The sequence below is a fragment of the Saccharolobus shibatae B12 genome, from assembly GCF_019175345.1.
GTDB lineage: Archaea > Thermoproteota > Thermoprotei_A > Sulfolobales > Sulfolobaceae > Saccharolobus > Saccharolobus shibatae.
The window spans coordinates 2,168,871-2,190,025 of sequence record NZ_CP077717.1 but is presented as its reverse complement, the minus strand read 5'-3'; the positions used below and the strand labels follow the sequence as shown (position 1 = coordinate 2,190,025).

Annotated in this window: 32 protein-coding genes; 20 read left to right on the top strand and 12 right to left on the bottom strand. The window is 35.5% G+C overall.

Features of this window, described 5'->3' with window-relative positions:
* Window positions 1–753 (top strand): hypothetical protein, encoded by a 753-nt coding sequence (locus tag J5U23_RS11470; protein ID WP_218266238.1) that lies wholly within the window; start codon window positions 1–3, stop codon window positions 751–753.
* Window positions 754–787: 34 nt separating this feature from the next.
* Window positions 788–1,252: a DUF2258 domain-containing protein gene (locus tag J5U23_RS11465; RefSeq protein WP_218266237.1), complete on the top strand. Its 465-nt coding sequence runs from the start codon at window positions 788–790 to the stop codon at window positions 1,250–1,252.
* Between the two features lie 3 nt (window positions 1,253–1,255).
* Here J5U23_RS11465 and J5U23_RS11460 read toward each other — a convergent pair whose 3' ends face one another.
* The gene (locus J5U23_RS11460) at window positions 1,256–1,552 is read right to left on the bottom strand and encodes a hypothetical protein (protein ID WP_218258334.1); all 297 of its coding nucleotides are present in this window, start codon (window positions 1,550–1,552) and stop codon (window positions 1,256–1,258) included.
* A 53-nt stretch (window positions 1,553–1,605) separates the two neighbouring features.
* On the opposite strand from J5U23_RS11460, the gene J5U23_RS11455 reads away from it, so the two are divergent.
* Window positions 1,606–1,902, top strand: a complete 297-nt coding sequence (locus J5U23_RS11455; protein WP_218266236.1) for a hypothetical protein — start codon at window positions 1,606–1,608, stop codon at window positions 1,900–1,902.
* A 206-nt stretch (window positions 1,903–2,108) separates the two neighbouring features.
* Here J5U23_RS11455 and J5U23_RS11445 read toward each other — a convergent pair whose 3' ends face one another.
* A complete protein-coding gene (locus J5U23_RS11445; RefSeq protein ID WP_218258331.1) occupies window positions 2,109–2,492 on the bottom strand; it encodes a helix-turn-helix domain-containing protein in 384 nt (127 codons plus the stop codon).
* Window positions 2,493–2,692: 200 nt separating this feature from the next.
* Between J5U23_RS11445 and J5U23_RS11440 the strand changes: the two genes are divergently transcribed.
* Window positions 2,693–3,013, top strand: a complete 321-nt coding sequence (locus tag J5U23_RS11440) for a hypothetical protein (protein WP_218266235.1) — start codon at window positions 2,693–2,695, stop codon at window positions 3,011–3,013.
* 3 nt (window positions 3,014–3,016) lie between these two features.
* Entirely contained in the window at window positions 3,017–4,153 is a 1,137-nt protein-coding gene (locus J5U23_RS11435; protein WP_218266234.1) for an MFS transporter, read from the top strand.
* Here J5U23_RS11435 and J5U23_RS11430 read toward each other — a convergent pair.
* Window positions 4,134–4,460, bottom strand: a complete 327-nt coding sequence (locus J5U23_RS11430; protein WP_218258328.1) for a hypothetical protein — start codon at window positions 4,458–4,460, stop codon at window positions 4,134–4,136. The two genes, J5U23_RS11435 and J5U23_RS11430, sit on opposite strands and share 20 nt — an antisense overlap.
* Window positions 4,450–4,872, bottom strand: a complete 423-nt coding sequence (locus J5U23_RS11425) for a glycine cleavage system protein H (RefSeq protein ID WP_218258327.1) — start codon at window positions 4,870–4,872, stop codon at window positions 4,450–4,452. Before J5U23_RS11425 ends, J5U23_RS11430 begins: the two co-directional genes overlap by 11 nt.
* A gap of 52 nt (window positions 4,873–4,924) precedes the next feature.
* Here J5U23_RS11425 and J5U23_RS11420 point away from each other — a divergent pair, with 52 nt between their 5' ends.
* The 3 genes from J5U23_RS11420 (at window position 4,925) to lrs14 (ending at window position 6,275) form a co-directional block, all read left to right on the top strand.
* Window positions 4,925–5,419 carry an HAD family hydrolase gene (locus J5U23_RS11420; RefSeq protein WP_218266233.1) on the top strand — a complete coding sequence of 165 codons (495 nt, stop codon included), beginning with the start codon at window positions 4,925–4,927 and terminating at the stop codon, window positions 5,417–5,419.
* 34 nt (window positions 5,420–5,453) lie between these two features.
* Window positions 5,454–5,819, top strand: a complete 366-nt coding sequence (locus tag J5U23_RS11415) for a hypothetical protein (RefSeq protein ID WP_218266232.1) — start codon at window positions 5,454–5,456, stop codon at window positions 5,817–5,819.
* 78 nt (window positions 5,820–5,897) lie between these two features.
* Window positions 5,898–6,275 carry an HTH-type transcriptional regulator Lrs14 gene (lrs14, locus tag J5U23_RS11410; protein WP_218266231.1) on the top strand — a complete coding sequence of 126 codons (378 nt, stop codon included), beginning with the start codon at window positions 5,898–5,900 and terminating at the stop codon, window positions 6,273–6,275.
* Window positions 6,276–6,287: 12 nt separating this feature from the next.
* On the opposite strand, the gene J5U23_RS11405 is transcribed toward lrs14, so the two are convergent.
* Window positions 6,288–6,455: a YHS domain-containing protein gene (locus J5U23_RS11405; RefSeq protein ID WP_218258324.1), complete on the bottom strand. Its 168-nt coding sequence runs from the start codon at window positions 6,453–6,455 to the stop codon at window positions 6,288–6,290.
* 47 nt (window positions 6,456–6,502) lie between these two features.
* Between J5U23_RS11405 and J5U23_RS11400 the strand changes: the two genes are divergently transcribed.
* Entirely contained in the window at window positions 6,503–6,769 is a 267-nt protein-coding gene (locus J5U23_RS11400; protein ID WP_218266230.1) for a sulfurtransferase TusA family protein, read from the top strand.
* Here J5U23_RS11400 and J5U23_RS11395 read toward each other — a convergent pair.
* Together J5U23_RS11395 and J5U23_RS11390 are read right to left on the bottom strand one after the other, a co-directional pair.
* Window positions 6,752–7,087: a helix-turn-helix domain-containing protein gene (locus tag J5U23_RS11395; protein ID WP_218266229.1), complete on the bottom strand. Its 336-nt coding sequence runs from the start codon at window positions 7,085–7,087 to the stop codon at window positions 6,752–6,754. The genes J5U23_RS11400 and J5U23_RS11395 overlap by 18 nt on opposite strands.
* A 32-nt stretch (window positions 7,088–7,119) precedes the next feature.
* Window positions 7,120–7,584 (bottom strand): CoA-binding protein, encoded by a 465-nt coding sequence (locus J5U23_RS11390; protein WP_012711139.1) that lies wholly within the window; start codon window positions 7,582–7,584, stop codon window positions 7,120–7,122.
* 106 nt (window positions 7,585–7,690) lie between these two features.
* Here J5U23_RS11390 and J5U23_RS11385 point away from each other — a divergent pair, with 106 nt between their 5' ends.
* Genes J5U23_RS11385 through J5U23_RS11365 form a run of 5 tightly spaced genes read left to right on the top strand, consistent with a single transcriptional unit; the run spans window position 7,691 to window position 12,521 of the window.
* On the top strand, window positions 7,691–8,725 hold the full coding sequence (locus J5U23_RS11385; RefSeq protein ID WP_218266228.1) for a lipoyl protein ligase domain-containing protein: 1,035 nt from the start codon (window positions 7,691–7,693) through the stop codon (window positions 8,723–8,725).
* Entirely contained in the window at window positions 8,722–9,627 is a 906-nt protein-coding gene (locus J5U23_RS11380) for a radical SAM protein (RefSeq protein ID WP_218258321.1), read from the top strand. The genes J5U23_RS11385 and J5U23_RS11380 overlap by 4 nt, the downstream gene beginning before the upstream one ends.
* Entirely contained in the window at window positions 9,624–10,679 is a 1,056-nt protein-coding gene (locus J5U23_RS11375; protein ID WP_218260796.1) for a radical SAM protein, read from the top strand. Before J5U23_RS11380 ends, J5U23_RS11375 begins: the two co-directional genes overlap by 4 nt.
* A 2-nt stretch (window positions 10,680–10,681) precedes the next feature.
* On the top strand, window positions 10,682–11,521 hold the full coding sequence (locus J5U23_RS11370) for a M23 family metallopeptidase (protein ID WP_218260795.1): 840 nt from the start codon (window positions 10,682–10,684) through the stop codon (window positions 11,519–11,521).
* On the top strand, window positions 11,466–12,521 hold the full coding sequence (locus J5U23_RS11365; protein ID WP_218267543.1) for a histone deacetylase family protein: 1,056 nt from the start codon (window positions 11,466–11,468) through the stop codon (window positions 12,519–12,521). The genes J5U23_RS11370 and J5U23_RS11365 overlap by 56 nt, the downstream gene beginning before the upstream one ends.
* On the opposite strand, the gene J5U23_RS11360 is transcribed toward J5U23_RS11365, so the two are convergent.
* Window positions 12,468–13,727, bottom strand: a complete 1,260-nt coding sequence (locus J5U23_RS11360; RefSeq protein WP_218266227.1) for a DUF1641 domain-containing protein — start codon at window positions 13,725–13,727, stop codon at window positions 12,468–12,470. The two genes, J5U23_RS11365 and J5U23_RS11360, sit on opposite strands and share 54 nt — an antisense overlap.
* Here J5U23_RS11360 and J5U23_RS11355 point away from each other — a divergent pair.
* A complete protein-coding gene (locus J5U23_RS11355) occupies window positions 13,720–14,112 on the top strand; it encodes a PIN domain-containing protein (protein WP_218260793.1) in 393 nt (130 codons plus the stop codon). The genes J5U23_RS11360 and J5U23_RS11355 overlap by 8 nt on opposite strands.
* Here J5U23_RS11355 and J5U23_RS11350 read toward each other — a convergent pair.
* The 4 genes from J5U23_RS11350 to J5U23_RS11335 are packed head-to-tail and all read right to left on the bottom strand — an operon-like array spanning window position 14,072 to window position 16,709.
* Window positions 14,072–14,632 carry a thioredoxin family protein gene (locus tag J5U23_RS11350; protein WP_218266226.1) on the bottom strand — a complete coding sequence of 187 codons (561 nt, stop codon included), beginning with the start codon at window positions 14,630–14,632 and terminating at the stop codon, window positions 14,072–14,074. The two genes, J5U23_RS11355 and J5U23_RS11350, sit on opposite strands and share 41 nt — an antisense overlap.
* Window positions 14,629–14,997 (bottom strand): hypothetical protein, encoded by a 369-nt coding sequence (locus J5U23_RS11345; protein WP_218266225.1) that lies wholly within the window; start codon window positions 14,995–14,997, stop codon window positions 14,629–14,631. Before J5U23_RS11345 ends, J5U23_RS11350 begins: the two co-directional genes overlap by 4 nt.
* Entirely contained in the window at window positions 14,960–16,297 is a 1,338-nt protein-coding gene (locus J5U23_RS11340) for a dihydrolipoyl dehydrogenase family protein (protein WP_218266224.1), read from the bottom strand. Before J5U23_RS11340 ends, J5U23_RS11345 begins: the two co-directional genes overlap by 38 nt.
* A 10-nt stretch (window positions 16,298–16,307) precedes the next feature.
* Entirely contained in the window at window positions 16,308–16,709 is a 402-nt protein-coding gene (locus tag J5U23_RS11335; protein ID WP_218266223.1) for a DsrE family protein, read from the bottom strand.
* A gap of 157 nt (window positions 16,710–16,866) precedes the next feature.
* Here J5U23_RS11335 and J5U23_RS11330 point away from each other — a divergent pair, with 157 nt between their 5' ends.
* The 5 genes from J5U23_RS11330 (at window position 16,867) to J5U23_RS11310 (ending at window position 21,148) form a co-directional block, all read left to right on the top strand.
* On the top strand, window positions 16,867–17,298 hold the full coding sequence (locus tag J5U23_RS11330) for a DsrE/DsrF/DrsH-like family protein (protein ID WP_012711127.1): 432 nt from the start codon (window positions 16,867–16,869) through the stop codon (window positions 17,296–17,298).
* A gap of 11 nt (window positions 17,299–17,309) precedes the next feature.
* Complete coding sequence (locus tag J5U23_RS11325; protein WP_009989047.1) at window positions 17,310–17,552, top strand: sulfurtransferase TusA family protein; 243 nt, start codon at window positions 17,310–17,312, stop codon at window positions 17,550–17,552.
* Between the two features lie 68 nt (window positions 17,553–17,620).
* Window positions 17,621–18,463 carry a 4Fe-4S dicluster domain-containing protein gene (locus J5U23_RS11320; protein WP_218266222.1) on the top strand — a complete coding sequence of 281 codons (843 nt, stop codon included), beginning with the start codon at window positions 17,621–17,623 and terminating at the stop codon, window positions 18,461–18,463.
* A gap of 207 nt (window positions 18,464–18,670) precedes the next feature.
* A complete protein-coding gene (locus J5U23_RS11315; RefSeq protein ID WP_218266221.1) occupies window positions 18,671–19,984 on the top strand; it encodes a CoB--CoM heterodisulfide reductase iron-sulfur subunit B family protein in 1,314 nt (437 codons plus the stop codon).
* A 57-nt stretch (window positions 19,985–20,041) separates the two neighbouring features.
* Window positions 20,042–21,148 carry a CoB--CoM heterodisulfide reductase iron-sulfur subunit A family protein gene (locus J5U23_RS11310; RefSeq protein ID WP_218266220.1) on the top strand — a complete coding sequence of 369 codons (1,107 nt, stop codon included), beginning with the start codon at window positions 20,042–20,044 and terminating at the stop codon, window positions 21,146–21,148.
* Window positions 21,149–21,155 lie beyond the last annotated feature (7 nt).

Genomic DNA, 21,155 nt, shown 5'->3' with positions numbered 1-21,155 from the left:
TTGCAGCACAAAGTAGTATTGTATGTGAGCGAGATTTTAGAGATCTGCAAAAAAGTTAAACTACTAGCATATTTCGGATCTTATACAAGGCAAGAGGATTTCGTAGAGGGTATCTCAGATGTAAATGTTTTCGCTATAGCTGAGGATAAATATTTAATGCTTGAACTTGCAAGTTTAGGCTTCTCTCCTATTGTACTTTCTGAAAGGAATTTTATAGATCTATGTGAAAAGGGCGATCCGATTTGTTATTATCTACTTTATGACTCTAACGTTGTTTGTGGGCAATTTTCTAAGAACATTAAATTCAATTTGAATAACTTCACTTGTGAAAGGATAAGAAAATCCATTTTTTCCTTCTTATCATCAGCAGTATCAGGTTTTTTAAGACAAGATGAAATTTCCGCTGTTTCAAATTCCTTTAGGGCTTTAAGAAGTGTAATACAGTGGAAATCATGTGTTAATCTAAAAACCATACCATTAAGAAACAATGAATTAAAGAATAGATGCAGCGAATTAAATCTTTCAGTCTGTAATGAATTTTCAGATATAGTGCTTATTAGACGTATGAGAGCACCATTATCGCTTTGGAGTTTAGACAAAATAGTTGAGGCGATCTGTAGTGAGGCTAAAATCAACTGCGTGAAACCATCTAAAGTATTGGAATTAGTTAAGAATCCCATGCAAGTTACGTACAATGAAGATGGTACAGTTATAGTAAAAGACAGTTTAGGTAAGGAAACTAAGATACCATAAAATTTTTTATTGTAAAATGATATTATAGTAATTGATGAGCGAAGAGATTAACCGTGATATGGAAAGAGCAGAAGAATATGAACAAACAACCACTAGGGTTTCCGCATTAGGTCAAAATAAATTTGAATTAAGTACTGGACTCATAATTGCAGCAAGATATGCTGATAAGTTAAGGAGAGTTGCCTTAGTAGCCTTTAGCAAGATAGCTCCTAAGGAAGTTATTATTAGAGATGTAAGTGAACTAAATAAACAACTATATGCTAAAATTGTAGAGGAGATGAAGCTAGGTAAATTGGATGTTATTAGAATATCAGTAGATGCTGAATATGATGATCAAAATAAAAAATTAATTTTCAGTAATTTGCGAATATTGAGATATATTACTGAAGAGCAATGTGTAGAGAAGTACAAGGATGTCGTTAGTGAGAATGAAAAATTGAAAGAAGAAATTTCAGAATTGAAGAAAAAATTGGAGGATATATTATCCCTTTTAAAGTAGAAATTACCCTTTTATTATTCCTATTATGAATCCTATAATGAATGTTAATGAGGTATATGGAATTATTGATTTCAAGTTCTCAGCACTTGAAATAACATAAGGCAGTCTTGCTGATAATGTATGTAAGAAGTTTATCACATCTTGAGGCGTAATGTAGCCAACTGCGATCAGTATTATAACAATAGCAAGCAATATGAGGCCTATTTGTATGATCTTTTTCACTAGAAAACCTATTAGCAACCCTAACAAAAATGCTATAACTATTGAAACTATTCCACTCGTAGTTAATGCAGGCAACATGCTAAATATATTTTGTAATCAAACTTATAACTTTGTATGGATTAGCATGAAATATGAAAGTTGTAAAGTATAATCTGAAGGCTAAGATTGAAAAGCCCGGAAAAGAATCTGTGACCATAGAGAAGAAATTTAGAAAATTGGTCAATGCAAGAAGGTTTATTGACGAGATAGTAGGAGAAGATCAAGTAAAGTGCACCCCATTGAGTAAATCTGAAACTTTAATGACTAAGCAGTGTGAAGGTGATCAAGTAAAGTACTTCTTCGAAATCAGTATAGAGAGAATTAAAAAGCCAAAGAAAGAGGAAACTAAGAAGGAAGAGAAGAAGCAAGAGCAAGGAACTACTTCTTAATCGCCATAATGTACTCTAGTTTCTCTTAACCATTTTCTAAAACATGCTTTAGAACAAAATAGATAAGCCCTGTTTTTATGTACTAAGATAAATTCGGCATAGTCTACTTCCTTCCCACACTGACTACAAACACCAAAGTTAGGAATAGACAAAATTTGTCTTATAGACCTGAATTCAGCCATATAAAAATGTTTGATTGAAAAAGTTTAAATGACTATTTCTAATGCAGTGTGTTTTTGTAGTGCGTCCTTTACTGTACCTGCAAGTTTTTCTAGATCTGTTTCTAATTTCCTGTATAACCTCTCTTTTTCTACCCAATATATGTAATTTGGTCTCCCTTTCCTTTCCTCTTTTTCAGCTGGAGCCTTTTCTCTCTGTATTAAACCTTTGTCAAGTAAGTTATTCAAAGCTTTACTTATAGAAGCTTTAGTCACGTTTAATTTTTGAGATAGGTCGTCAGTGGTCATCTTTCCATTTTGTAATAATATGTGTAGTACCTCTACATCACTTTTAGATAGACCATACATGAAGGCTATGAAGTCATGTATATCTACTTCTCTTCCATCGGGGAACCTAACTTTTTCAGCCATTTCTTTTTCACCATATATCTATTTAGCTTACTTACTTAAAAAAGTCGTGTATATCCAAATATACATTTGCCCACAAATGTATATGAATGTATTTCAATTATCTTCTCCAAGACTTTCTTATTATGATAAACACTGTTAATGGTCAATTATAAAGGCTAATAATAAATGCTGTTAAATGTTTCTGCGAAGAGATAATATATATGCGTTACTCCACATTTTGTGAAGATGGATATGTTAATGTAGTTCCAGCTTTGAAGGTTACGTTAGTAATGAGCTTACTGAGTAAGGGTATATCACTACGTGAGGCTTGTAAATCTGTTAATATGTCAATAACGGCATATGAGAGGCATAAGAAAGATAGTATGGATAAAATTCAGAAAATTAGAGAAGATAGAGAGATTAGTGACATGATCAATTCTTTATCAGAGAGAATAGTAAATAAAGAAAGAATAGATCCTATGATGTTCTGTTCAGTCTGTGGTAAGTCGAGAAGGTTATTTAACTTACCAGTATGTTTTTAAGTTATGAAAGGTAAGGCGGTAATTTTCATCTCCGCATCGTCATTTTTCCTCTCGTATTTTTCCAGAGTAACCTGGAGTATTGTAGCACCTCTTTCCACATTGAAAACCACAACTACTGAAGATAGTATAATATTTGCACTTTTCTTCCTAGGTTATATTCTAGTCCAAATTCCTTCTGGAATGTTAGCGGACCGTATTTCTGCAAATCACTTGCTTTTCCTCTCTTTATTAGGTGTAGCAATCACGTCGTTTATCTCAGCTACTTTTCCTCTTATTATGGTAGAGTATCTCGCAAGCTTTCTAATGGGATTTTCTGCTGGTTGGATATATCCTATTACGGTGAAACTACTCAGTATATCCTTTGATGGAAAAGATTTACCAATTGCCATGAGTATTTACAGCATAGCTTGGCCCTTATCTATAGTAGCTTCCGGTATTATAATACCCTTTTTAGCTTTAACATTTAGTTGGGAATCCTCATTCTACTTTGTAGGTTCCCTTTCTACAATTTTAGGTATTTCGGCCCTCCTCTATCTTCCTTCATTGAAGTTAACGAAAAGTGTAATTAAGTTTAAGGACGTAATTAGAGATAAAAACTCCATTTATATTTCAGTCGGAGGTTTTCTATTCTATTTAACATATTGGGTACTTGTTCTATATCTTTATAAGTATTTATTAGGTGTAGTTAGAAACGAATATGTAGCAGGTATAATATACTCGCTCACTGCATTAACCGGAATTTTCTCTACTATTCTAGCTGGATATATAATAAAATCTTTAGGTGTTAAGAGAACATTTCTATTGTTCATAAGCTTGTATAGTTTCTCGTTACTTATTTTTTCATTTACGAAGAACGTAATTGTCATAGGTATTGACGCATTGGCTTTAGGTTTCTTCAGGTTTGTTATAACGCCAACGAGTTCTACAGCAGTAGCTGTAATTGGGGGAAAAGAGCGGAGCGGTAGTGTAACTGGATTTGCTAACTTCTTTTGGCAATCTAGCGGTATAGTTGGCTCCATAATAGCCCCTCTACTTATAAACTTATTTACATATACATATTTGTGGACTTTTGTTAGTGTACTCTCTTTTCTTTCTTTAATTTTTTACTATAAACTTAAATTTATGAGAGATTATCTTTAATATCAATACTCATTCGTTCAACTTCTGCAGAGGAAAGCGTGTCAAGTATTTTTCTCATATAAGCCTTTACAAAATAGTATATCTTGTATTTTCGAAAAATCTCATACTCTTTTTCTACTACTTGATTTAAATAATCATCAGGTTGATATGTAACTACCTTGAACTTCTTTCCCTCGATCTCAACTTCATTAGGAACGTTCAACGTAGTAACCAGAAGTATCTCATTATTATTTATTCCAGCCAAGTAAACGTAAAACTTATCCACCTTCTCTAATGCGCTTAACACTATTTTCTTATCATCTAACAACTCTTTTTGCCTCCTCCTCAAATTGCTTGTATGCTTCTTGAATTGGTTTGAAAGTTCTTTTTATAATATCGACATCCTCTATCCTTATCCTAATTATCCAACTATCATAAGGTCTTTCATTAATTAATGAAGGATTTTTTACTACTTCTTCATTTACGTCAAAAACTTCACCCTCTATTGGCAACCTAAACTTACCTATCCATTTAGCGCTCTCAATGGAGAATAAAACACTCCTTCCATTTACTTTCTCGCCCTTCTGTTTCGCTGTAACTTGAAATATTTTGCCAGCCATATATTGTCCTAGATCAGTAACGCCTATACTAATTACATTATTATCTTCTATCCTTACCCACACGTGTTTTTCCGGTTCATAAAGTAAATCATCAGGGAAGGTAAACCCTAAGATCTTCATAAATATTTGACATATTTTTAAGCTTATAAACTTTATTTAGTAAACCATAATTATGGTTAATTTCGCAGTTTGGTTAGATGGAGTTATTCTAAAAATAGATCTAACTGGCTCACTTTACAAGATTTACAAGGGAGACAAGATTAGTTTACCTATCACTTATGATATTAATGATGATTGGCTCAAAATCTATGATCAGATTAGAGAAGTGGAATTAGCCATTCTCTCTCCCTATGATGAAACTACTACAAAGACCATTTTGGAGAGAATTAATTTGAAACCCAGTTATGTCATAGCCAATAGAGGAAGAACTAAACCATCAAAAGAGCCGTATAGGATTTTAATTGAGGTCACTAGATGGGATCCTTTACAAATAGTAACTTTAGCATCATCCCCCTTAGATTTACTATCTGCAAGGTTTTTCGATTCTAGAATAAAAGTTATTTGCGTGAAGAGGTATCAAGACTGTTCTAAATACTCTCCATTCTTATATTCTGCTAATCTAGAAGACGCTATATCCTCACTTAAGAGACTTAAAGTTATAAGGTAGGAAAAGTGTTTTTAAATAAGTTTATAATTTCTGAATGAAATATAAGAATATGTCGATTGAGAATGAGGCAAAGAAGTTAGCTGCTACTTATGCGAGATGGTTAAGGAATCCCCAAGATGCTCTCTTTGGGAAAGATGGGGAGGGAGTTGTTCTTCAAATTTATAAGAAACTAAAGCAAGCTAAGGACAAAAATGAAATAGCTGAAATACTAAAGTTAGATCAGTATACAATGGAAAAGAGCACGTTGAATGATATGACCAGATTTATAAGCGATTTACTAAATAAGATTCAGCAAATGGATGATCAGTCTGCTTTGCGATTTAGTGTAGAGGTATTTAGGTATTTTCAAATAGCGTTGGCTACTAAATTGGAGGATATGAATAAGGGTTTGTGGGCATAGAATTTCCAAAAAATCACGTTAACTTTTTTTGCTAAAATAAGGAAAGATTTATATATACGTTTTTTCTGATATATTCATATGCAAGTAGAGAATATAAGAGTTAGGCTTCCATCTGGAAAAGAAGTTGGATTAGTAGATGCACTGAACTTCTGCTATGATATTTCAGATACTGACTTCCAAGTGTTAAAGACATTACTGAACAGTGGACCGAAGACTGAAGATGAACTAGCTGAAATGCTTCATTTAAGTAAGGCTTCAATAAATAGATCTGTAAATAAATTAGTTTCATTAGGCTTTGTGGATAGGGTAAAAGATTCTTCATCGAAGGGAGGAAGACCAAGATATATCTATAAGCCCATAGAAGCGGACAGAATTACTGAGAAGATCTCGAATGATTTCAAATACTGTGCTGATTTATTCTCTAGCACAATACCACAAGAATTGAAAGGAAAGTAAATTAGTTTGTTTTTAACCTTCGTTTTTCTTACATTTAAAGGCAAATCTATCCGGTTCTCTTAAAAAGGCTAACATACATATTTCAGTGTCAAAATAGTACTTAATACTATTATAGTCAGTAGTATAGGGAGTACATTCAGCTTCAAACAACCTATTACATACTGGGCATATGACCTTCATGTTGTTAAAAATAAATTTTTTATCTTTATAACGTTAATTCTTTGAGTATGATTGAAGAAATGGATTTAACTTCGTTTGAATGCCCTGAGCCTTTCATGAAGGTAGTTGCAAAACTCATGAAGATAGAGAATGGAGAACTTAAGATTAGGTATAAGGATCCCAAATGCAGGGAAATGCTGCTGGAGGCTATGAAGCTAATGAATTGCAAGGTTCTTGAGGATTCACAACAAGATGAGATATTTTTTATGCATATTAAAAAAGAAAGTAGTAGTTCTGAAAAGCCTAAAAAAATCGAACTAACTGGAGGTTGCTGACAGTATCTTAGAAGCACAGTTAGTTAAATCTTGTTTTATTTTACTCTCAGCATTATGTATTACCGCATATAGATATTTAGGTCTCCCTATTCTCTTCCCTTCCTCTCCATCCTTATTCCTAACTATCAACCCTATTTCTATTAATTTCTTTAGACTATTTTCAACTGTAGTTTTACTGAGTTTCATTATGGAAGCTAGCTCTTCAGCGGAAATTGGTCTGTTAAGCTCAACTAATTTAAATAGGCACTCAACATCAGTATCTGATATTTTATAACAACATCTTATTGCCTCTTTGCTTTCTGAAAGTTTTAAACTCATAAACTTATTTTATCTTTTCTAGTATTAAAACTTTAACTATTTTTTAAGGATGATACTGGGGGAGGATTATTTACATTATATATTTTTTTCATGTATTCCCTATACATACACCTATCTTGAATAACTATAAGTCCTGCTTTTCTAGCCTTTTCCGCAGCCTCATCATTTCTAATACCTTCCTGCATCCATATTACCTTTACGTCACCAACCTTATTAACTCTCTCCAAAACTTGATCAACAATTTTAGGTACCTCATTTGATGGTCTAAATATCTCAACGATTTCGACCTTATCCGGTACGTCGAGAATCGATGGATAAGACTTTTTACCTAATATTTCACTCGCAGATGGATTTACTGGTATAACGTTATATCCATGATCCATCAAAAACTTGGGCACTTGAAAAGCTGCTTTAGATGGATCTTTAGAGAATCCAACAGTTGCTACATTTTTATATTTAAGTAAAACTTCCCTTATGACTTCCTCTTCGTTCTCCATAATATTTACTCGTATTTTTAGCTTTTAAATTTGTCTATGTCAATTTAATGTTTTTCGAAGATTTAGGAGAAATATTTTTATATTAAGTTAACTAAAGCATCTAGGAATGAGAGAATTAAGGTTTTTAGTTGAGAGAAATAATCAAGCTTATATACTAGCAGGTGAAGAGGCTCTTCTTTTATCAGTGGCTAACGGCTACCAACCAATTTTACGATTTGTAATATTTGATCCTCCAGCAGTTCTTATAGGTTACCATCAAGCGGTTGAGCAAGAAGTGAATATAGAAGAAGTGAAAAAAAGAGGCTGGGAGATAGGTAGAAGACCTACTGGAGGAGGTACAATTATAATGGGTCCATGGCAATTGGGTTGGGAAATTTACACGAGCAATGATCTGTTGGGATACACTCCAGAAAGTGCAATAAAGATTGGCGCAGAAGGTGTCATTAGGGCACTAGATAAGTTGGATATAAAGGCATCTTTTAGACCAAAGAACGATGTAGAGGTAAATGGGAGGAAGATCTCTGGAATTGGAGCGTTTTCTGAGGGCAAGTATATAGCAGTTACCGGCACGATTCTATTGGATTTCGATGCGGAAGCAATGGTTTCAGTTCTTAGATTATCTTCTGAAAAACTTAAGGATAAATTAGCGAGAGATTTTAAAGATCGATTAACTTGGATTAATAAGGAATTAACACGCCCAATTGACATGGAAGAGTTAATAAAAATCTCTAGAGACTCCTTTGCGGAAGCATTGGGGATAAAACTTGTAGATGGAAACTACAACGAATTTGAAAAGAAGACAATACATGAATTAGGGTTAAAGTACTCATCCCCAGAGTGGATATTCAACTTAAGGCGACCATTAATTGGAGATGATATAAGATACGTAGAAAAGAAACTTCCAGGTGGGCTAGTTAAAGTACAAGTCAAAATGGCTAGTAAAAATCTGATAGAATCAGTTCTAATAACCGGTGATTTCTTTATAGAACCGAGAAATGCCATATATGATCTAGAAGCTAGGCTAAAATGGAGTAGAGTTGAGGATTTAGAAGACGAAATCAAAACGTGGTTTAATAACGTGAAAGCAATTGGAATAACTGCTGATGATCTCATAAAAATAATAGAAGAGGCGGTAAGATGAGGCCATTATTACTTTACGCTCCTAATTTAAAAAGGTATGAGACTGATTTTTTAGATTCTAGAAAGGGATGGAAGTCCATATCAGTCACAGGGACATATTGTGCATTTAACTGTAAACATTGTGGTAGGCGAGTATTAGAATCAATGATTGATGGTTCCACTCAAGATAAAGTTGAGAAGGAAGTAATGGAAGCAGTAAATAGAGGAGATGAGGGAATTATACTATCTGGTGGTTCTACGCTGAGAGGAGATGTTCCGATATGGAAGTATTCTAACTTATTGAAAAGATATTCCGATAAACTCACAATAATAGCTCATACTGGCGTAGTTAAAAATGAGGAAATAGCTATGAAATTTAAGGAGAGTGGTGTAAAAATCGCACTATTAGATATGGTGTCTGATAATGATGCGATCAGAGATATTTTAGGGCAGCCATTTACTGTAGATGATTATCTTAACTCATTTAAATATCTAAAAAAGGTCGGTATAAAAATAGTTCCTCATGTAATATTAGGATTGAGTAAAAAGGGCTTAGATGGTGACTTAGAGTCAATAAGATTACTTCAAGAAGTTAATCCTGACGCACTAATAATTGTTGGTCTAATGCCATTGGTTGGAACACAGATGAATAATTCCAGACCCCCAACTCCGGAGGAGATGATAGCTGCCCTAAAAACTGCGAGGGATACTTTTCCTAATATTCCGATAAACTTGGGCTGTGCAAGACCTAGAGGTAAATTGTATCTCGAGGTTGAAAAGTTCGCTGTGGATTACGATATTGACGCAATAGCTTTTCCAGAAGATGAAACGTATGAATATGCAAAAGGTAAAAGGGAAATATTTTTAAGTTATGCTTGTTGTGGTAATGTAGTTTTTGATATATTTAAGGTGATAACCTCATGACTCTACGTCTAGTTTCAAGTCCAGATTGGGTAAGACTAAGTTTTGGAGCAGATATGGTACTAGGTTTTTCTCCTGGGGTGTTTTTAAAGGGAGCTCTAAATACTACAATAAATCTGTTGCAGTATTACCCAGATGGATGCAAAGCAAATTGCTCATACTGTGGCCAAGCTAGAGAAGTTGCCAATGGTCCAGAATGTAAAACCTTGATAAGGGTAGAATGGCCACTTAGACCTTTAAATGAGGTGTTAAAGAGAATTTATGAAAGACAAGGAAACCCAGAATACGGTCTTCAGAGAATATGTGTAGGTCAATTGGCTCATCCTAGGGCTTCACCAGATGCCATAGAGATTACGAGGAGGATTAGGGAGGCTGGAATTGAACTACAAATTTCGGAGTTAGTGACAGCCACTTATACGTTTAAACACCACATGATTGGAATGAGGAAAGCAGGAGCTGATATGATTGACGTTGCAATAGATGCAGCTAATGAGAAAGTGTTCGAAGAACTAAGAGGTAAGAAGGCTAGAAGCATGCACTCATGGAAGAGGTATATAGAGGCAATAGACGAGGCAGTGGAAGTATTTGGCAAAAAGAACGCCGGTATTCACTTAATAATAGGATTAGGTGAGACTGAGGAAGATGCAGTAAAGCTTATGTGGTATGCCCATAGTAGGGGAGCTAAAATCTCACTCTTTGCGTTCTACCCAGAAGCTGGAACTCCAATGGAAAAGAAAAAACCAGTCCCAGTTCACGTCTATAGGAGAATGCAAATAGCTAGATGGTTAATTGAAAACGATATTGTTGATATCAACGCGTTCAAGTTTGATGATAAGGGAGAGCTTATTGATATAGAAATGCCATCTGATATAACCTTAGACGAATTAGCCCCAGCATTTATGACTAGTGGATGTCCAGGCTGTAATAGGCCATACTCCAATGAGCGGCCAGGGGGAGTATTAAAGAATATTCCTTGGTATCTAAATAGAGAAATGACTTTACGTTCAATTAAAGCCTCTAGATTAGAGTCATTAATAAAGAAAGTAGTAAGGTAAATATGTTCGTAAAGGATGGCTCTCTAATAAGCTATTTTTCAAGCGGTTTTCCTTCACATGTAAGGGTAAAGGCAATAGATATCTCATCTCCTGATCTTAAACTGTTTTACTCCCCGGTTAAAGGTGAGATCGTAGATATAGTACGATTCGAGATAGGACGGCCAAATAGGTTTTCTAGTACAAATTACGATTATATGATCTTAATTGAAAATGAAAATAGAAAGAGGATAAAGATCCTTCACGTCTTACCATGGGTGGAGAAAGGCGAATATGTTAAAGAGGGGCAAACAATAGGGGAATTTCTTCAAACCCCTTATACTGGTGGTGATTTTCCTCACGCTCACATTGAAGGTATTACAATAAGATTTCCAACGATTTCAACTTATAGAGATTCTAAAATTGGTATAGTGTACAAGAAAGATAAGGAGTTTTTTGATGTGATAATAAAGGACTTTGCTGAAGCTGGAAAGCTTAGAGGATTAGGTTGTTGTGGAGGATTATTGAATGCGAGTTTACCCTACGCTTGTTATGGTGGAATCATTGGGGGATTCACTGGTCAATTATCACTTTATGGCCTAAATTTAGGATATCTAGCGGTTAAACGTAGAACTTACCTCTTGTTTGAAGGTAAGAAGAACTTATTAAGAAATTGGGAGGAAGACGCTTCATTCAAGGTTCTTGCAAATAAGCCCATATGTGGTTTCGCGTTTATGGAAGTTGTTCTGTCTTATAATGGTTACCCCATGATCAGATTCTTTTTAAACGAGATAAATGTGAATGAAGGTGATGAGATTGATATATCAGAGTTCATTAGGAATCGTTTGGGATCAAAGATTTACTGAAATTTCGTTCTCTCATCCCATGATTAGGGATATGTCTAAGGCTAGAGTAAGAGATTTCATCAAATTAGCTAGGGAAAAGCTCTCTTTTGTAGAAATAAGACCAGAATACGCTACTGAAGAAGACTTAATGACAGTTCATATAAGGGATTACGTTAGTTTATTAAAAGAGAGCAGTAAGATTCCCTATATAGGATTTTTAGATCAAGGCGATACAGTTCATTATCCGGGGATGTTTGAAGACATCCTACTAGTATTAGGTTCTTCATTTACTTCCATAAAGTATTCTAAATTCTTAGATTACGTCTACATTCCCCTAGGTGGATTTCATCATGCAATGCCTAATAAGGCAATAGGGTTCTGTCCAATTAACGATGTTGCAATAGCGGCTCTTAAACTATTCGAAAATGGTGAAAGGGTTGCGATTGTAGATATTGATGCACATCATGGCAATGGTCTGCAATTCATACTATACGATAAACCAATTTTAAAGATGAATATTTACGCATATGATGGCAACTTTTTCCCTGGAACTGGAAAGATTGATGAAATAGGGGAAGGTAAGGGGAAAGGTTATAATATAAATATCCCTTTGCCTTTAGGATCTACCGATGACGTTTTTGAGAAGAGTTTGGAAATTCTAGATTTATTAGAGGTCTATAGTCCTTCCTATATTCTAGTCGTAGCTGGGGTAGATGGTCATAAAGATGACCAATTAAAATCCTTAGAACTTACAACTAATTCCTATAACCTATTAGGTCTTAGAATAAGAAGAATAAAAAGGGCTACTAATGCAAGTGTAATAGCTTACGGTGGAGGAGGATATGGCCCAATGTCAGCCTTAAGTATGATTTCATTCTTGGAGGGATTAATAGGTAGAAGAACTTCTTATGAACCACTTACATTTTCTAAGAATACAGAGGAGATAAAAAGAATAGAAAAAATTATTTCAAGATCTAAAAGTCTTTCCTACTTCTTTAGCCAATTCAAGCATCAATCCTAAAGCATAGCTAACGTCTTTATCGCTAGTAACTCTCAATAATCCCATAGTTCCAACTGGCCTTACGTTTGGTACATCATTAACCCAAGCTTTGAACGCCTTAGAGAACTTGTCCATGACCATAACTAATCCATTAACGAATTGCGGATCAGACATTATCTCTAATAGTTGCATAAGTCTATCTAAACTACCTGACTTTTGCATTTCGACTAACTTATTTGTTAACATAAGTAATGAGTTAACGTCTATTTGCGATATTATCTTAACAGTCTTTTCATCCGTTAGTTTCTTTAATAATGGCATTGCTGCTTCTAAGGCGCCAAGTGAAGACGCAATATCAAATTGCTGAATGATCTTTATTGCCTTATCACTTGTTAGTTGTTTCATGATTGGTGTTAAGGCTTCTAATGCGTTAAACATTGAATCTAAGTCCAAACTTTGTATTAAGTTTAGGGTTCTTTCGCTTGTTAGTTTTTCTAGTATTGGCCATATTGCTTGTATTTTTGGTAGTTGGTCCATTCCGAAGGATATGAGTGTGTTTATTAGGTCTGCTTTTTGTACCGCATCAAGTAGTGACATTCCTTGTTCCATTAGGTTAACCAGCATGTCAACCTGACCTTTGCTAGACATCTGATCCATTAATGACACAAGTTTATTTAGTGTAGGAGCCATCTTTGAAGCTAGGTTAAGCAACATATCAATATCTAAGGCTTCAATAGCCTTAACAGTCCTCTCATTTGCGAGTTTGGAAAGAACTGGCACTAACTTCGAAGTACTATCTATTAAAGAGTCATAGTCTATTTGATCAAGTACCTTTAACGCTTTTTCATCTGTTAACTTCTTTATTACGGGAGATAACTTCTCTAACGCTGTAAGTGTAGAGTCTAAGTCTATCTGTGATAATAACTGTAAAGCTCTTTCGCTTGTTAGTTTTTCTAGTATTGGCCATATTGCTTGTATTTTTGGTAGTTGGTCCATTCCGAAGGATATGAGTGTGTTTATTAGGTCTGCTTTTTGTACCGCATCAAGTATGGAAACTGTTTGGTCAAATAATGAAAGTAAGAAGTCCACTTGCCCTTTCTTATCCATCTCCGTTATCTTATCAGTTAATTTCTCTATTGTGGGTAACGCGTCGACTATCTTAGATAACTTACTTAAGTTTTCTGGTTTTAATATTTCCTCAAGTGGATCTACTGTTGAAATGCTCATACTACTATACCCTAAATTAATTAATCCGGCATGTTTATATATATTTAATATGTTTGCAGTTATCTCACCAAGTGCATTCGGAAAATTAAAAGAAATACTGGGTTCAAATAAGAAGTATAAATTTGTCATTACAACATTAGGAGTTTCTTTTGCGATAAAGAATGGTATTGATATTGATAATGCACTAGATCATGGAGTAATAGTGAGAGCTTTTTCTCACAAACCTCCTAAGGTAGGAGATCTACCACAATATGAATCTGAAGCAATTATGGTTGCCTTGGAGCTAAACGCACTACTTATAGCAGAGGATAAGGATGTTATAGGCAAGGCGAAAGAACTTGGAGTTAACGCAGTTCAGATTGAAGAGCTTTTAGCATCATCTTGAGTATCATAGTTGAAGGGAATCCACCTGGAATTTCCACCTTTTCGTTAAATATAATTTTTGGTACACTCAAAACCCTATATTTGTCTCTTTCCTCCTCATACTCTGTAGTATCGTAGATCTCCAGTTTAACATTCTCATTTATTTGCGATACTTGATATAAGAATTCCGCAGTAATTGGACATTTAGTGCAATCTGGAGTTACAAATAATTTAACGTTTCCCCTCACTTGCTTTGCCAACTCCATCTCCTTTTCATCTAGGTTAACAACGTTATTAGAGATTCTTACTAACGAGTTAAGAAATGGCCATAGTTCATTTGCTATTGGAATACCATAATAAGTATAGTAAACCCTATCTCCCTTCTTAACTATAACAAGAGGTTTTTTACAATTATCTAGGGTTTCCACTTTGACGTAATTTTTAAACTCATGAAATAAGTCATCTCCATTACACTGCTGGATCATTATATCTCCCTTCTTAATCGCGTTAAGATACTCCTTAATAACGTAATCATAGCTCATACGAAATACCTCAAACTTTCTATACCTTCTAGTGATTTAATAATTGAGTTTTCTAAATCTTCTCTATTTTGAAACCTTTTAATAATATAAATGGTTGTACCATTCAATTCATATTCTAATGGTGCTCCTAATCCTTGAGAGATCCTAGATGCTCTTGCATACTTTGTCCCCATTCCTATCAGATCATCTAAACTCTCCTTACCTGTAGGTAATGGAATCGGCAAAAATATGGTTGAGTTTTCAATAAAGAACTCATAGTCATCCATTATCACCCTTTCCCTTTTCCCCTCATTAAATAGGGAAAATCCCTTCTTCCTTAAGTACTCCTCAAGTTTTCCCATCCTTGCTCTTATATTTATCCACATCTAAATCAAAAAAGCCCTTCGCTGCGTTAACTATGGCCTCAGATAATGAAGGATGAACAAAAGGCATTAGCGCTAAACTCTCTATTCTCATTCTGTTATTTACTACTAACGTTAAAATATTGATTAATTCTTCAGCTTTGTCACCAATTACTTCTCCAAAAACTATCTCATTCCTCTCATTTATTCCTATTTTAACGTAGCCATCCTTTATTCCGTTAATAATCGCCCTTGTGGTAGCAGCGAATGGGAAAACTGAAAACTTCTTAGCTTCTTTGTGATCACCTATAACACCTACTTGTGGATCGGTGTATAATACTACAGGTATTTTAAAATTGTCTGATGGAATAAACGTAGTCTCCTTAAGGATATGTAGTGACGCAACCAAGGCATCGAACATTGCCGAATGTGCCGTTTTCCTTTCCTTATCTATCACATCACCTATTGCATATACATTATTCTTTATTTGTTTATATTTGTCAACAATTATTCCACATTCATTGATTTCTAATCCGAGTTTCTCTATACCCTTGGGGAGCTGTGGTCTTCTTCCAGTAGCGTAAACTATCACATTTCCCTCTATCTCACCCTTCTCCGTGATCACTTTACCATCACGAAGCTTCACTATTCTAGTGTTTTCCACTACATTTACTCCATCGAACTCTAAGGAATCTTTCACAACACTCCTAACATCCTCTGGAAAAGTTGGTAAAATTTCACTTCTAGATAATAAGGTAACTTGTGATCCTAATCTGGAATATATTTGAGCTATTTCAACTCCTGCGTAACCTCCACCAATTATTACCATGGAAGAAGGTATTGAATTCAAATTCACCGCATCATCCTCACTTATTGCATCTTCAATACCATCAATATTCGGTATCATTGGTTTAGATCCGGTAGCTATAATTAACTTGTCGAATTCAACAATTCTCCCATTTACCTTTACTTCACTAGGAGAAATTATTTCAGCCTCGCCTAACTCAGTCTTACCACCTGAATCCTCAATTAACCTCCTACCTGCATTTGATAAATAATTTATAATTTCATTTCTCTTACTAAAAAGAAGATCCTTGTATTCAATTTCACCATCTAAGCCTAGATAGTACGCAATTTCTTTAAATCTATTTAATAAGAAGGTTACGTCAAAAAGAAAAATACTTGGCACACAACCGAAGTTTACACAAACTCCGCCAAATTTCTCCTTTTCGATTACTAGTACCTTCTTGCCTTTTCGCGCCAATATGCTTCCAGCAACATAACCAGCAGTACCGCCGCCAATCACTACTATATCATATTTCATGCTAGATCATTTAGAAGAATAATGTCCTATCAGCTTCCATTGTCAGATCTATTAACGTAGATCCTCCAACTAGTTCTATACCTTCTATCACATCATCTTCTTTCATATGGCACATATCCTTTAGGCTTTGTACACAAACATACATCTTAACTCCATTGTCCTTTGCCATATCGAAGAAGTGTATGAATGGATTCCCACCCTTTTTCCTCTCCTCCTCTTGCCATTTCTTATCTAGTAGTTTTGGTCCCTTTATCATAAAGAACACTGAAGTCTCATATTCCATTGAAGCTGCTATTGAAGCCATAAATAATGGGGCATACGTCCTATCTAAATCCTCAGGACCATGAGTTACTACAATTAATATCTTCCTTTTTTGCTCTTCTTCTTGACCCTGAGTTTGAGCTTGAGCCATATTTTATTCCCAATTATAACTTCTTAAAGAACTTACTTAAATTTTTTATTAAACCTTTATTCTCTACTAATAGGTTGCGGAAAATAGGAAATAATTAAAATAAATGAAAAGGATAAAGCTTAAATAACTTAAACGTAAAAATAAATATGGTGAAAAAGTGGTCGAAGAAAAGAAGAAGAAATTATCAATAATAGTCTTCTCTGGTACGATAGATAAGTTAATGCCAGTTGGAATTTTAACATCAGGTGCAGCAGCATCTGGATATGAAGTTAACTTGTTCTTCACATTTTGGGGGTTACAAGCAATCACGAAAAGGAGTTTGAATAGTCAACAGCCACCTCAGATTGATAAGAACTACGAACAAATGGGTCCAGTAATGATGCAAAAGATGCAGGAAATGAAGTTCCCAATGTGGCATCAACTAGTACAACAAGCTAAGGAGGTTGGAGAAGTTAAAGTATTTGCATGCTCCACCACTATGGAGTTCTTCGGAATAAAGAGAGAAGATCTAGCTGAGTTCGTAGATGATGTAGTTGGTGTCGCCACATTTTTGGATAGAGCGGAAGGAGGAACCACTCTATTCATCTGAGGTGAGAGGGTATGTCTCAAGAGGTTAGGATTGCAAAGACGTTAGATGCTAGGGGAATGTATTGTCCAGGCCCAGTTTTGGAAACTGCAAAGGCAATTAAGCAGATAAATGTTGGTGAAGTTTTGGAAATACTTGCAACAGACCCAGCTGCGAAACCAGACATTGAAGCGTGGGCTAGGAGAACCGGAAACCAAGTAGTTGACATACAACAACAAGGAGGAGTAACGAGGATATTAATTAAAAGAATGAAATAAGTTAAGCTAGAATTCTTTTTTAACAAAGTTTATAAGTATCTAATTCTTCTATTTAATTGTGAAATGGTATGGCTACTAAGACTATATTGCCTCCTCTTCCTGACGATCCAAGATTTCTAGATATGTCATATGATGTTCAAGGACCACTACCTGAGGAAGAGAGGAATTTACTAAGCAATTTAAAACCAGAGGATAGAGAAGTAGCGATAAAGTTCTGGGAAGCTGTTAAGAGTGATTTCAGATATGACGAGTATTTAAGAGGGTGTTTGAACTGCGGCGTTTGTACCTCAAGCTGCCCCGCGGCAAAATTCTACGATTTCGGTCCTAGGGAAATGATACAGTACATGATGAGGAATGAAGTGGACAAGATATGGGAGTTCGTTAATAAGAAGGTTTGGGCTTGTGTACAATGCTACACTTGCTCAATGAGATGTCCATTTAATAATGAAATCGCTGGTTTGATAATGGTATTAAGAGAGTACGCTGTGAAATTTGGTTTGCAATCAGCTAAGGAAGTATTAGCTCCTTATAGAAGAGTCTTATTAACAGTAATCACAACGGGTAATCAAGTTACACCAGATATGATCCAACCCGATGCCTTCCCAGATTGGGGACCACAAGCTGTAGAGGAGTCTAAGAATATGGATGTGTATAGGAAGGCAGTTCCAGTGGATCTTTTACAAAGGACCGATATAGGCTGGCACGCTTCATTACAGACTGCAGTTGAAATGATGACTATATTTGTAGAAGCAGGGGTTCTAGATTCCTTAAAGAACGTCGATAAGGACTTATATGATATGATCATGGACATATATGAGGAAAGGAAGCAGCAATTAGAGGAGATCAAGGAGAAGTGGGAGAAAGGAGAGTTAAAGGAAGAGGACTTACCAGATAGTTGGTTAGAGTTATAGTATACTTTTTTCTAATAAAAGTATTTTTTCTGTAAAGTTTGTTACTATATAAACTGTATCATAATACTAAGAGAGAGTTGGTTGTATCTGTAACTAACGTTTTTCCCTCAAGTTGTGATAAAAATTATATTTACCCTTTCTTCTTGTTAGAAAGAAGTTTTAAAATAAAGTTTATAAATCTGAAATAACTAATATAAATAAGGTGGAATGTTGAGTCAAGAAGAGAAGCAAATTCAAAAGGCTGTTCAAGAAGCCTTCCCGATGTCCGATAATGTTGATTGGAATGAAGTTTATCAGAGGATAATTTATAGGTATAGTACACCTCATGGGCTAGAACACGTTAAAGAGGAAATGTACAAATTGGAGGATAAGGGCGAAATCATTATACATCACATTAAGCCCTATAACAATCCAGTAGAAGCGCAAACACTAAATGGATCTCCAAAGAAAATACCCACAACCAAACTATGGCATCACAAGAGTTGTGGGCAATGTGGTCACATTCCCGGTTATCCAACCTCTGTTTTCTGGGTGATGAATAAGTTAGAGATAGATTATCTAGACGAACCCCATCAGACCTCATGTACTGGATGGAACTATCACGCTTCTGGCGCATCTAACCCAGTAGCCTTGGCAGGAGTATATGTAAGGAACATGTGGAGAGCTTATGAAACAGGTTACTTCCCATTAATACATTGTGGAACCTCATTTGGCCATTATAAAGAAGTTAGGAACATGATAATACTACACAAGGAGATAAGAGATAAGCTAAGACCAATTATGAGAAAACTGGACATGGATATTGTAATACCAGAAGAGGTAGTTCACTATTCTGAATGGTTATATGTAATGAGTAAGAAAGCTGCACAACAGAAAAAGTACAATCTAGAAAACATAAAGGCCGCAGTACACACTCCATGTCACGTTTATAAGTTAGTTCCAGAGGACACTGTTTACGATCCTGAAGTCTTCCAAGGTAGAAGACCAGCAGCCCCATCTGGAACTGTACAGAATTTCGGTGCTAAATTAGTGGATTACTCCACTTGGTGGGATTGCTGTGGATTCGGATTTAGACATATCCTAACAGAGAGGGAATTCAGTAGGAGTTTTGCATTATTTAAGAAGGTTATACCAGCGGTTGAAGAGGGAAATGCTGACGTCTTCGTAACCTCAGATACAGGATGTGTTACCACACTAGATAAGAGTCAGTGGGCTGGAAAGGCTCATGGTTTCAATTATAACTTACCGGTATTGGCTGATGCGCAGTTTGCGGCTTTAGCAATGGGTGCAGATCCATACATAATTGCACAAATTCACTGGCACGCAACAGATGTCGAAGGTTTCTTAAGAAGGATAGGCGTTCCAGTAGATGACTATAAAGAGAAGTTTGTACAATATCTACAAGATTTAAGAGAAGGTAATGCTGAGCCTCAATACTTGTATCCAAAGCATAGAAAGATTGACTTCTACCTATCCTTGCCAGATAGAGTAAAGTGGTATAAGAAGGAGGTTCCAAAGTAAAAAGAGTAAAAGCAAAGTTTTTTAAATTTAATTTACTTAATAAAAGGTGGTGATTAAGTGGCTAGTAAATCCGTCCTAGTTATAGGTGCTGGGCCTGCAGGTCTCTCAGCTGCTAAAGAACTAGCAAATATGGGAATTAATGTTACACTTGTTGAGAGAGAGTCGTTCTTAGGTGGTACGCCCAAAAGGCTAAAGTATAGTTTATTATTCCCCGAGTTAAGACCAGCTTCTGAGGTTATCGATCCATTAGTGAAGACTGTTCAAGAGAATGGCAATGTTAAAATTTACATGGAAAGCATAGTTGATGCTGCTAAAAACACCTCTGATGGCTTTGAGGTAAGTATTAAGGATAAGAAGGGCAATGTAAAGGTGGAGAAAGTTAACGCTATAATTGCGGCTTCAGGTTTTGAGCACTTCGATTCTAGAAGGAAGTACGAATACGGTTATGGTATAATTCCCAACATATACCAAATATCTGACATAGAGGGCATGCTCCATGAGAATAAGCTAGTTACCACTAAGGGAACTCCACCTAAAAGAGTTGCGATATTATTATGTGTAGGTTCTAGGGATGCCACAGTAGGAAATACATATTGCTCAAGAGTGTGTTGTGCTGTCTCAATAAAGCAAGCTATGGAGATCAAACAGAGAATTCCAGATGCAATAGTTCACATCTACTACATGGATATAAGAACTTATGGTCTAATGGAGGATAAATTATACTGGAAATCGCAATTGGATTATAGAGTTGGCTATATTAGAGGTAGAATTTCAGAGTTCATGAGAGGTCCTAATGATACTGTGATAATAAAGGGAGAAGACACAATGAACTTGAATAGGGCATTGGCTGTACCTTATGATATGGTGATATTGGCTAATGGAATGGAACTTGGATTGGGTTCAAAACAAGTGGCTAAGATATTGGGATTGGAGTTTGAAGAGCACGGTTTCGTTAAGCCGTTAGATCCCGATAGATTACCAGTCCAATCCACTAAGAAAGGAGTATTCTTAGCTGGTGCAATAACCGGACCTAAAACTATCTCAGACTCAATAACCGAGGGATATGCTGCAGCAATGAAAGCATACGAATACGTTACTCACGGAATATGGGAAGAGTCGGATTTCGCAAAGAAAACCGCAGAAGCGAAGGTGGTACATCATTAACATTTTT